General features: G+C 50.6%; 9 protein-coding genes. 2 read left to right on the top strand and 7 right to left on the bottom strand.

Going from position 1 to position 11,675, the window contains the following annotated elements; all coding sequences use genetic code 11:
* Both VIM87_RS08485 and VIM87_RS08480 read left to right on the top strand, forming a co-directional pair.
* Window positions 1–1,918: efflux RND transporter permease subunit (locus tag VIM87_RS08485; RefSeq protein ID WP_331996565.1), on the top strand; the 1,918-nt coding region annotated here is incomplete at its 5' end.
* On the top strand, window positions 1,915–3,258 hold the full coding sequence (locus VIM87_RS08480; protein WP_331996564.1) for a TolC family protein: 1,344 nt from the start codon (window positions 1,915–1,917) through the stop codon (window positions 3,256–3,258). The genes VIM87_RS08485 and VIM87_RS08480, both read left to right, overlap by 4 nt.
* 167 nt (window positions 3,259–3,425) lie before the next feature.
* Here VIM87_RS08480 and araA read toward each other — a convergent pair whose 3' ends face one another.
* The 7 genes from araA to VIM87_RS08445 all read right to left on the bottom strand — a co-directional run.
* A complete protein-coding gene (araA, locus tag VIM87_RS08475) occupies window positions 3,426–4,928 on the bottom strand; it encodes an L-arabinose isomerase (RefSeq protein ID WP_331996563.1) in 1,503 nt (500 codons plus the stop codon).
* 247 nt (window positions 4,929–5,175) lie between these two features.
* Complete coding sequence (locus VIM87_RS08470) at window positions 5,176–5,880, bottom strand: L-ribulose-5-phosphate 4-epimerase (RefSeq protein WP_331996562.1); 705 nt, start codon at window positions 5,878–5,880, stop codon at window positions 5,176–5,178.
* A complete protein-coding gene (locus VIM87_RS08465; protein ID WP_331996561.1) occupies window positions 5,877–7,523 on the bottom strand; it encodes a ribulokinase in 1,647 nt (548 codons plus the stop codon). Before VIM87_RS08465 ends, VIM87_RS08470 begins: the two co-directional genes overlap by 4 nt.
* Before the next feature lie 286 nt (window positions 7,524–7,809).
* Window positions 7,810–8,514 (bottom strand): NUDIX hydrolase, encoded by a 705-nt coding sequence (locus tag VIM87_RS08460; protein WP_331996560.1) that lies wholly within the window; start codon window positions 8,512–8,514, stop codon window positions 7,810–7,812.
* Between the two features lie 298 nt (window positions 8,515–8,812).
* Window positions 8,813–9,460, bottom strand: a complete 648-nt coding sequence (locus tag VIM87_RS08455) for an HAD family phosphatase (protein WP_331996559.1) — start codon at window positions 9,458–9,460, stop codon at window positions 8,813–8,815.
* A 77-nt stretch (window positions 9,461–9,537) separates the two neighbouring features.
* Window positions 9,538–10,656 carry an efflux RND transporter periplasmic adaptor subunit gene (locus tag VIM87_RS08450; RefSeq protein ID WP_331996558.1) on the bottom strand — a complete coding sequence of 373 codons (1,119 nt, stop codon included), beginning with the start codon at window positions 10,654–10,656 and terminating at the stop codon, window positions 9,538–9,540.
* Between the two features lie 25 nt (window positions 10,657–10,681).
* On the bottom strand, window positions 10,682–11,675 hold a 994-nt coding region (locus VIM87_RS08445; RefSeq protein WP_331996557.1), incomplete at its 5' end, for a TolC family protein.

The raw sequence follows: 11,675 nt of genomic DNA, 5'->3' as shown, positions 1-11,675 counted from the left end.
TATTTACAGTAAGGTGGAACAGGGCATGCACCCGATGCAGGCCGCACGCACGGGTTCCAATGAAATATACTTTGCGGTGATCTCCACCACCATCACGCTGGCAGCGGTGTTCCTGCCCATCTTATTCTTAGGCGGTATCACCGGCCGTTTGTTCAAAGAGTTTGCAATAGTGGTAGCAGGTTCCGTGTTAGTGTCGGCATTTGTGGCGTTAACCTTATCGCCCATGATGAGCGCTTACCTGCTGAAAGCCGGCGCTACACATGGCTGGCTCTATCGCAAAACAGAACCCTGGTTTGTTGGTTTGAACAACGGGTACGAGCGTTCACTGCGTTTCTTTTTCCGCTATCGCTGGGCAGGTTTTGGATTGCTGCTGCTGTCGTTTGCCATTGCTTATGTGCTGGCGCCCAAGCTGCCTTCAGAGCTGGCGCCGCTGGAAGACCGCTCTATGATAGGCCTGGCAGTGATTGCACCGGAAGGTACTTCCTATGAAAGTATGGAAGCTACTATGAAAGAGATCAGCAACTACGTAGCAGATTCTATCCCCGACCTGAACAACAGCCGCACCTATGCCGGTATTGCAGCCAGCATAGGCACCCTGGCACAGCCCGTGAACGGCGGCTTCCAATGGATATTCCTGGAAGATCCGAAGGACCGTAAAAGCAAAATGTCGCAGGCGCAGGTGTACCAGAAGCTGATGGGCGCTGTAGGGCGCTTCCGCAATGTATTATGTATTCCCATACAGATTCCCACTATCGGTGGTTTTGCTACAACACAGCCGGTGCAGTATGTTATTAAAGCGCCGGACCTGCAGCAGCTGGTGAACATTATGCCTAAGCTGATGGGTGAAGTATATCAGAGCAAAAAGCTCAGCTTCCAGGATCCTGACTTTAAGGTGAACCGCCCGGAGATCAGTATTTCCATTGACCGGCAACGGGCCGCCCAGCTGGGCATCTCCACCCAGGAAATTGGCCGTACGCTGCAGCTGGCGCTGAGTGGCCGCCGTTACGGATATTTCATTTACAACGATAGGCAATACGAAGTGATCGGTCAGCTGGACCGTAAAGAAAGGTCCACACCGGAGAACCTGCGTTCCCTGTTTGTAAAAGCCGCTAACAACGACATGGTATCGCTGGATAACCTGGTGTCTCTGAAAGAAGGTATCAGCCCTCCCGCTATTTACCGTTACAACCAGTCATACGCGGTGACTATTTCCGCTACACCGCCGCCCGGCGTAAGTTTGGGCCAGGCTATCAAGGAGCTGGATGGTATTACTGCAAGGGTATTGCCCAAAGGTTTCTCCACCGACCTGGCAGGCCAAAGCCGCGATTATGCGGAAAGCAGCTCCAGCCTGTTCTTTGCCTTCATCTTTGCCATCATTCTTATTTACCTGGTGCTGGCCGCGCAGTTTGAAAGTCTGATAGATCCGTTCATCATCCTGTTAACGGTGCCTATGGCGGTAACCGGCGCATTACTGAGCCTGTGGCTCACCGGGCAGTCCATCAACATCTTCAGTGAGATCGGTATCATTATGCTCATAGGTTTGATCACGAAGAACGGGATCCCGATCGTGGAGTTTGACAATCATAATAAACAGGCCGGGCAAACGGTAAGAGAGGCGGTGCTGAATGCAGCGGTATCCAGGTTCCGCCCCATTTTAATGACCACGCTGGCCATGATCTTTGGTGCATTGCCCATTGCCCTTTCGCTGGGTAACTCCTCCGGCAGCCGTACCTCGCTGGGTATTGTGGTAGTGGGTGGATTGATCTTCGCCGGTGTGCTTACCCTGTATGTGATCCCCTCTGTTTATTCATATTTCTCCCGGCCCGCTAAACCAGCGCTACCGGATGTAAACGGGTCTGCCGGCTTAGCGCATGCAGGCGGCCACCCTGTTGCTGTACATACAAACGATGCATTATGACAAGTAGAACATTTTTTCCATATAGTATTTTATTATCGGCCGGGCTATTCCTGTACGGTGCTACCGTTCACGCACAAACGATCTCTTTATCGTTACAGGATGCAGTATCAATGGCCATTAAGAATAACCGCCAGCTAAAGGCGGCCAACATTGATATCAGCGTGGCGCAGGAACAGCGGAAAGTGGCGCGCAGCCTGTCCCTGCCCTCTGCGGGCATAGGTGCGCAGTACGCGCATTATTTTGACCTGCCGGTGTTTTTTGGCTTAGGGGAAACGAATGATAAGGATAAAGTTCCCTACAGCCGTTTTGGCGGGCGCGATCAGTTCTCTGCTGCGCTCTCTGCCTCCTACCCGGTATATAATCCGGCCGCAAGGCCCTCCCAGCGCGAAGCGCAGCTGCAGGAAAAAGCCAGCCGCAGCAGCTATGCCATTAAAGAGATAGATATCAGCGCTGCGGTGAAACGCACCTACCTGGGCATACTGGTGCTGAACCAACGCTTAAAGCTGCAGTATGAAAGCCTGCAGCGTAATAAAAAGGCCCTGCAGGATGCCAGCTCCTTACTGGCGCAGGGCCGGGCTTTACGGGTAGATACGCTGCGTGCATATACCAGCGTAAAAAACCTGGAGCCCGATATTCTGCGGCTGAACAAAGCCATTGAAGTAGGCAAGCTGCAGCTTACCACGCTCATAGGCATTGATTCCCTGCAGGAGGTGAACCTTACGGATTCACTGCTGCGGCACCCGGAAGCTATTGTAATACCGCAGGAAACCGCGGTGTATGAAGAGGCAAAGGCCAACCGCCCCGACCTGCAGCAGCTGAACATTAACCGCCAGATCAGTGAGCAGGGTATTGCCCTGGCCAAAGCACGACGCTTACCCGTAGTGTCTTTGGTAGGCCAGTACCAGCTGCAAACACAGGCGCGTAAGTTTGATTTCACTAATGCCTCCTGGCCGGCAGCATCTTTTGCAGGCGCACAGGTAACGGTACCCTTATTCAGCGGCAGCAGCAACCTGGCTAAGATCAGGCAGGCCAAGCTTTCTTATGAGCAATCGGGTATTGAGATCACGGATGCTTATGAGCAGCTGAAAACAGAGGTGCGGCAGGTGGTAGCCAACTTACAGGAAACTTTTGAAAGAATGCAAACGCAGCTACAGGTACAAACCACTGCGAGTGAGAGCTATACAATTGTGCAATACCGCTATCAGAAAGGTGTAACAACAAGACTGGAATTAACGGATGCTGAACTGGCCTTAACTACGGCGCAGCTGAACTACCTGGAGGCGGTATATGATTACCTCTCTGCCAGGATTGAGCTGGACCGCACTACCGGTAAGCAATAACAGCGGTTCTATTTGTTTAGTGTTTTTTAAATGTACAAAGGCCGGATTCTTCCGGCTTTTGCTACAATTGCCATATCTACCCCCATAAAAAAAAGGCCGGAAGAATCCGGCCTTTTGTTATTCCACGTCATCAATGGCTGATGGTTAATCAGCAACTAACTTTAGATCTATCGTTTATTGATCTGGTAAAATACTTCGTTCCAGCGCAGCTCATTCCTGAACTGATACAGTTTTGTTTCTTTGTCGATACGCACATATTCAATACCGGCCATGTCTGCAAAGTCCTGCATATGGGCAGCGGTTAAGTGCTGGCTGTAGCAGGTATGGTGTGCGCCGCCGGCCTGGATCCAGGCTGCGCAGGCGGTGCTCATATCCGGCAGGGGCTTCCACAGCACGCGCGCAACAGGCAGCTTGGGCAGCTCATGCTGCGGTTTTACTGCTTCCACTTCATTCACCAGCAGGCGGAAGCGGTTACCCATATCAATTACAGAGGCGTTAATGGCCGGGCCTTCAGCTACATTAAATACAAGTCTCACGGGGTCAGCCTTTCCACCAATACCTAAGGGATGCACTTCACAGGAAGGTTTGCCGTTAGCAATGGAGGCACATATTTCAAGCATGTGCGCGCCTAATACTAAACGGTTATCCGGGTCAAAGTGGTATGTATAATCCTCCATAAAAGAGGTACCACCCGGCAGGCCGCTGCCCATTACTTTCATAGCGCGCACCAGGGCCGATGTTTTCCAGTCGCCTTCGCCGCCAAAGCCATAACCATCTGCCATCAGGCGCTGCACGGCTATACCGGGCAGCTGGTCAAGACCATGGAGGTCCTCAAAGGTATCAGTAAACCCTTTAAAGTTACCTTCTTCCAGGAAAGCACGCAAGCCTAATTCTATTCTTGCGGCAGTTTGCAGGGAAGCATGCTGATCACCACCTTTACGGAGGGAGGCTGCTACCTGGTAACTTTGTTCATAATCAGCCACTAAGCGGGCCACTTCCGCATCACTTACCGCTTTTACTTTAGCTACTACATCCCCTATTCCATATCCATTTACGGAGTAGCCGAACTGCAGCTCAGCTTCTACCTTATCTCCTTCAGTAACAGCTACCTGGCGCATGTTATCGCCAATACGGGCAAAACGGGCGCCCTGCCAGTCGTACCAGCCGGCGGCGGCGCGCAGCCAGGTGCCTATTTCTTCCTGTACACTGCTCTCCTGCCAGTGGCCTACTACCACCTTGCGGTTCATGCGCATGCGCGACATCATAAAACCAAACTCCCTGTCGCCATGGGCTGACTGGTTCAGGTTCATGAAGTCCATATCTATTTGCCCCCAGGGAATATCGCGGTTAAACTGGGTATGCAGGTGCAGTAAAGGACGTTGTAATACTTTGAGGCCGCCTATCCACATTTTAGCAGGCGAGAAAGTATGCATCCATGCAATGATGCCTATACAGTTAGCCGTGGTATTGGCCTCCTGGCAAACACGGTATATTTCGTCCGGGGTTTTTACCACGGGTTTAAATATAATACGAACAGGAATGCTTGCCGCGCCATCCAGTGACCTGGCAATAGTTTGCGCATGTTCTGCTACCTGTTTTAATGTTTCTTCTCCATACAGATGCTGGCTGCCGGTAATGAACCAAACTTCGAAGGTCTTTAAGTTTATCATGAACGTAGTATTTTTTAATTACGAATTGTTCAATTACGAATTACGAATTACGAATTAGGCTGAACTGCATTAGCGAAGGTTTTCGATTTATGCAATACCCTTTTTTAATTACGAACTATCAACTACGAATTATCAATTATGATTAAACCAGTTTTAATTATAATCCTTCACTGGCACATCAACTGTTCCCGAACTACGAATGGCAATGATGTATTTCGTAATTCGTAATTGAATAATCCGTAATTGGCTATTGCCCGTAGTACGAGTCTGGTCCGTGCTTACGTTCAAAGTGCTTACGGATCAGCGTATCCTTTAAGCGCGGGGCCTGCGGGTTGGCCTGTTCTGTTAACAGGGCCATGCGGGCCACCTCTTCCAGTACGGCAGCGTTATACACAGCCTTATCGGCATCCTTACCCCAGGTAAAGGGGGCATGATTGCCTACCAGGATCATTTCCACCTCTTCATAGGATAAGTTTTTATCCTTAAAGCAGTTCATGATCTGGAAGCCGGTTTCGTATTCATAGTTCCCTTTGATCATGTCATCAGCCATGGGCGGTGCGCAGGGCACATCCACGGTCAGGTGATCGGCATGCGTAGTGCCAAAGATGGGAATATCGCGCTGTGCCTGTGCCCAGGCTGTAGCATAGGTGGAGTGCGTGTGCACAATACCGCCTATTTTTTCCCAGTGTTTGTACAACACGGCATGTGTTTTAGTATCGGATGAGGGACGGTGCTTACCATCTACTGTGTTGGCATCAAAGTCCACTATCACGATCTGTTTGGGCTTTAACAGCTCATAGGGCACACCGCTGGGCTTAATGGCAAACACACCTTTTTCGCGGTCCACTACGCTCACATTCCCGAAGGTGAACAGCACCAGCCCCAAGCGGGGCAGCGCCATATTGGCTTCATATGCCTGTTCCCTGATGGATTTATACGGATTACTGCTCATGCATAAAATTTTTCGGTGAAGGCTCCCAGCTCCAGGAATTTCGTATACCGGTTAGCGTAATACTTTACTTTTTCCGGCTGTGGGTACCAGGTATGTTCAAAGCCGGATGACATAGCTTCCTGTGCAGCGGTTACATCCGGGTAAATGCCGGCGCAAACAGCGGCAAACATGGCGGCGCCTAATGCGCAGGCATGCTCACTGCGTACTATTTTAATGGGGCGGTCCAGCACATCGGCCAGTACCTGCATGGCATATCCTGATTTTTTGGACACACCACCCAGGGCCAGCACTTCGTGAATGGGCACGCCTTCCTTTACAAAACGTTCTACAATGCTGCGGGCGCCAAAGGCGGTAGCTTCTACCAGGGCGCGGAACATTTGTACCGCATCTATACCCAGGTGCAGGCCTACTACGGCGCTGGTTACGGTATGGTTGGCATCCGGCGTACGGCGGCCATTGAACCAGTCCAGGGCCAGCGGATCATTTTGTGTTAAGGGAAGCTGCTGCGCCTGTTCTGCCAGATACGCCAGCAGCTTGCTTTCTGCCATGGCCAGCTGTTCCTCCTCTTCTTTCATAATAGCATATAAAGGCTGCATGATGAAGCGGCGCAGCCAGGCATATACATCACCGTAGGCCGATTGACCGGCCTCCAGACCTAACATGCCGGGCACCACGGAACCATCTACCTGTCCGCAAATACCTTTTACAAACAGGTGGCCGGCTTCTTCCAGGGGCGCCATTAATATATCGCAGGTGCTGGTGCCAATTACGCGGCATAACGCGTAGGGCTGTATACCTGCTCCTACAGCACCCATGTGCGCATCAAAGGCGCCGGTGCCTATCACCGTATCTGCCGGGATACCGAGGCGGGCAGCCCATTCAGCGCTAATGGCGCCGGCGGGTACGGTAGCCACCACGGTATCTGTAAACATTTTATCGTATTTGCCTAACAGCGGGTCCAGCTTTTGCAGAAAGCTGCCGGGAGGTAAACCTTCCCAGGCTGCATGCCACATGGCTTTGTGGCCGGCGGCGCAGCGGCCGCGCAGTAGGGTAGCTATTTGATTATTGCCGGTAAGCACTGCCGGGATCCAGTCGCAATGCTCTACCCAGGAAACGGCTTTTTCGCGTACGGCTGCATCTGTTCTTACCACATGCAGGATCTTGGCCCAGAACCATTCGCTGCTGTAAATGCCGCCGCAGTATTTCGTATAATCCGTTCCGTTAGCGTGGGCTACTTCATTTATCAGGGCCGCTTCTTCATTAGCGGTGTGATCTTTCCATAATACAAACATGGCATTGGGGTTCTCCTCAAAGCCGGGTAACAAGGCCAGGGGGGTGCCCTGCGCATCTACAGCTACGGGTGTGGAGCCCGTGGTATCCACAGAAATACCTTTTACCAGCTGTGCGGTGCCGGCGGGGCATTGCTGTAAAGCCCCTTTAATGCTCTGTTCCAGGCCCTCCAGGTAATCCAGCGGGTGCTGCCGGTATTGCTGCAGGGCTGCATCGCAGTACAGGCCCTGTTTCCAGCGGGGATAATAATGCACTGCGCTGCCGGCCTCCTGCCCTGTGCGGGCATTTACCACCAGTGCGCGTACAGAATCGGTTCCAAAATCCACCCCTATTACAAAAACATCATTTTTCATCTGTTTATTCTTGATTTTTCATTGGCCGGATGGAGCCTTAGATGATCAAAACAATCATTCCCCTGTGTGTTTAATGATTATTTTAATCATGCCGGCTTCATAATACCAGATTAAACTGATTTCTTTTATTGTCGTAGTGACATTTATTAAAAAGAACAAAAAAATTTAGAATGCTGAACGCCGAACGCATAATGCTGAACGCTTAACGATTACTGACGTGGCAAATTAGCCATAAATAACTGGTGATACCTTTTCATAACGCCCGGTTATACGGGTACTCCATCTATTATTTCAAATTGCCCGGATCGGCCACAAAGTTGAGGAACGCGTGGAATTTGGCGCTGTACTTTCTTTTGTCCAGCTTATAATAGAACGCACCTCTTTTGGAACTGGCCCTTTCCTTGTCTTTCTGTTTTACCAGCAATCCGGTAGACAATACCTTCCTGCTAAAATTACGCTTGTCGAACACGGTATCATATACTGCTTCATACAGGATCTGTAACTGCGGGATGGTAAACTTCTGGGGTAAAAGCTCAAACAGGATGGGGTGAATGGCTGCCTTGTACCTTAATCTTGCCTGTGCCTGCTCAACCATGTCGGCATGGTCAAAGATCAGCTTCGGCAATTTCTTCAGGGAGATCCATTCTGCGCGGTATTCTTCGCTTAGCTGCTGCTTGTAGGTGTTAATGTCTATCAACGCAAAATAAGCTACAGAAATGGTGCGCTCCATCATGTCGCGGGTGGGGCTGCCAAAGGCCATCAGCTGCTCCATGTACACTCCTTCCAGGCCGGTAAGCACTTTCAGGGTACGTGCGGCGGCTTCTTCAAAGCCTTCATCCGGCTGTACAAAACCTCCCATCAGGCTCCATTTGCCCTTCTCCGGCTCAAACCCACGTTTTATTACCAACAGTTTCAGGTCCTGCCCGTCAAATCCAAAAATAATACAGTCTATGGCTACCAGCATTCTAGTTTGCCGGGAATAACGTGTCATACACCCAGGTGTTTAGTTTATGCTAATATATATCACCCGGCTCATATTCTATAAACAACTGCTAAAAAACCATCAGACCGGTAGTTTTTTGCCTCCGGGTGGTTAAACCGGCCTTTTGCCTGGTTATTTCCTGTTGCAAGATATACAATTAAATGTCATCTATACAATTAATTTTAAAGGTAAGCAAAAGGTGGTTAAAATTATATGCGCAGCGGTTAAAATGTAAGCGGGAATGCAGCCGGGAAAGGGGTTATAAGGCCCGGCAGGTTGTTCAGGGGCCTGCCGGGCCTGAAGCTGCTTATAAAGCATCCACGTCCAGCGTGGTATAATCATCTGCAAAGGCAATGATGTTGGAATAGCCCTCAAACTCATCACGGGTGTGCATAGTGGTAAGCACTACGCAGCGCATGCCGGCATTGGCGGCGGCTTCCACTCCTTTGGGCGCATCTTCAAACACGATACAATCCGCCGGCTGCACGCCTATCAGGCTGGCAGCCAGTAAAAAGGTTTCCGGGTGGGGCTTGCTGATCTGCACACTTTCTGCGCTTACAATGGCCTTAAAGTAGTGGCGCAGGTTCAGGTTATCCAGCACAAAATCCACGTTAAAGGTAATGGCGGCTGAGCCAATGGCCATTGGAATGCCCTGCTGGTACGCCTTTTCCAGGAACGCCGGTAAGCCGGCTATAAGCTCCAGGTGGGGCTTATAGGTTTGCTGGTAACGCCTTTCCTTTTCTACGGAAAGCTCCGCCATCTCATCTGCAGTAAAACGTCCTTCCCCGAAGATGCGGATCAGCAGTTCATCGTTCTTGCCATACATCTGCTTTTTTACGGCCTCCCGTTCCAGGCTGGCTCCCAGGTCCTCGGTGAGGATCTTATACCAGGCGTCTAAATGATAGCCCATATCGTTGATCATGGTGCCGTTCATGTCGAAAAGAAATGCTTTCATGGCACAAAAGTAAAAAAGCGGAAAGCAGAAAGCAAAAAGCTTAAAGCTGTCTTTAGCGGATGGGAGGATGGTTGCTGTTACTCTTCTTCCTCGCTGATGTTCTTGAGCTGCATTAACAGGGAGTAGGCGCCTTTGGTTACAAAGGCCTGCCGGCTTATGCTCTCATCCTCTGAAACGATGGCAACCAGGCCTTCTGCATGCGCGCCGGTTTTCACGGGCTGCATTTCAAAGATGCGCTGATCCTTTTGCACAAAAACATATTGCTGGTTCTGGTAGCGTACAATGGCTTCTTCCGGTAAGGCCCAGGCAGTATCGGCGGTGGTTTCTATGGTGGCGTTCATGAAAGTGCCGGGTATCAGGGAGCGGTCATAATCTTCAAAATGGCAATGCACCTGCACGCTTCTGTCCGGCTCTACATCCTGGCCTACCAGGATGATCTTGCAGCGGTACTTTTTAGCGGGGTTGCCATTGGTATAGGCCAGCACCTCCTGCCCTATGGCCAGCTTGTTGATGTCTTTTTCAAATACAGTAAGGCCCAGGTGTATATCATCCGGGTTCACGATCTCGAATAGCACATCCGGCGGGTTCACATACTTGCCGATGTTCACATTCACTTTGGTTACAAAACCATTAATGGGCGCGTAAATATTCACCTGCCGTGAAATGGAGCTTTCATTCAGGCGGGCGGCGTTCACGCCTATGAGCTTTAACTTTTCATCCAGGCCCCGTAACAGGATCTGCTGGCTTTTATACTCTGCTTCCGTTTGCTGGAATAGCTTATCGCTGCTGGCCTTACTCTGGTTCAGCGCCTGCTGGCGGGCGTATTCCTTTTCCAGGAAACCCAGGCGGGCCTTGGAGGTGAGGTAATCCTGCTGCAGCTGAATAAACTGCTGATCTTCCAGCACACCAATAATATCGCCCCTGTTCACATGCATACCAGGCAGCAGGTTGGTGGATTTTAAATATCCGCCCAACGGAAAGCTTACGCTTACTATGTTCTGCGGCGGCACATCAATTTTACCGCTTACCCGCAGCTCTTCGGCCATGTGGTGTTTTTCCGGTTTGGCCGTAACAATGCCTGCGTTCTTGAACTGTGCATCTGTTAACTGTACCAGGTTGCCGGCAGTTTCCTGCGGCGCTTTTTCTTCTGCTGCTTTCTTTTGCCCGCAGGCCGCCAGCAGGAATGTTAAAGCCAATATATATAGTTGTGCATTCTTCATCTTATCTGTTCATTAAAGCATTGATGTTAATAATAGCGCTGTTCAGGTTATTTAACGCATCTATATATTCATTGCGGATGCCTACTGCCTGGTTGGTAAGCAGCACCCATTCCAGGTAATTGATCTCCCCGTTCAGGAACTGGTCATTGGCGCCCTGTATAACGGTATCTGCATTCTGCAGGCCGGTATCCTCAAAATAAGATACAGCCTGTAAGGCTTTGTGGTACTGTTTCAGCGCCTGGTCGTACTGCGACTGCAGGTTTTGTACCCCGGCCTGGTAATTATTCTCAGCCAGTGTTTGATTGATCTTTTGTGCGCTGATCCTGGCTTTTTGCGCGCCAAAGAAAATGGGGATGCCTATGCCTACCTGTACAGACTGAAAGCGTGTGCTGGCTGAATAATACTTATCATCTGCCCCGGTGCCTTTAATGCTTGTATTGTTATAGGCCACTAAAAGATCAGGCAGCAGCCGGGCCTTTTCCACGCCGTATTGCATAGCGCTGATCTGTTGCTGCTGCGCCAGCAGCTGCAGGTAAGGGTGCTGTAACAGGCCGGCGGTATCTGTAATAACAGGTAACTCCATTTTTAAGGGCGCCTGGTCCGGTTCAACATCTTCAGCGGTGTTCAGCAGCAGCTTTAGCCTGGATTGCAGAATGCTGTAATCCTGCGATACCTGGTTTAGCTGCTGGCCTGCCTGCCCGCGTTGAGCCGTGGCCGTAGCTTTTTCCACTATATTACTTTCTCCCAGCTTCAGGCGCAGGGTGGCCTTATCCAGGAAGGCTGCATACAGACTATCAATATACCGCAACAGCTGCTGCTTTTGCCGCAGGTACAGCATATTGTAGTATACGGTGGTTACCTGCTGCCGCAGCTCTTTTTCCTTTACAGCTGCATTCAGCACCCCACCCTTCCATTCCGCATCCAGCAGGGCTTTTTGCCGGGTGTAAATGGTGGGGAATTTCATGCTCTGGGAGATGGTGAACTTTGTATCGTTA

The organism is Chitinophaga sp., assembly GCF_036569125.1.
In the GTDB taxonomy this organism is placed as follows: domain Bacteria; phylum Bacteroidota; class Bacteroidia; order Chitinophagales; family Chitinophagaceae; genus Chitinophaga.
The sequence above is the reverse complement of the archived record's forward strand: the minus strand, read 5'-3'. Positions and strand labels throughout refer to the sequence as shown.

What these genes read in the sequence shown, in the direction of transcription:
- VIM87_RS08455 (WP_331996559.1), bottom strand. Translation starts at nt 9,460, where the DNA reads ATGAAAGCATTTCTTTTCGACATGAACGGCACCATGATCAACGATATG.
- araA (WP_331996563.1), bottom strand. Translation starts at nt 4,928, where the DNA reads ATGATAAACTTAAAGACCTTCGAAGTTTGGTTCATTACCGGCAGCCAG.
- VIM87_RS08470 (WP_331996562.1), bottom strand. Translation starts at nt 5,880, where the DNA reads ATGAGCAGTAATCCGTATAAATCCATCAGGGAACAGGCATATGAAGCC.
- VIM87_RS08465 (WP_331996561.1), bottom strand. Translation starts at nt 7,523, where the DNA reads ATGAAAAATGATGTTTTTGTAATAGGGGTGGATTTTGGAACCGATTCT.
- VIM87_RS08480 (WP_331996564.1), top strand. Translation starts at nt 1,915, where the DNA reads ATGACAAGTAGAACATTTTTTCCATATAGTATTTTATTATCGGCCGGG.
- VIM87_RS08460 (WP_331996560.1), bottom strand. Translation starts at nt 8,514, where the DNA reads ATGACACGTTATTCCCGGCAAACTAGAATGCTGGTAGCCATAGACTGT.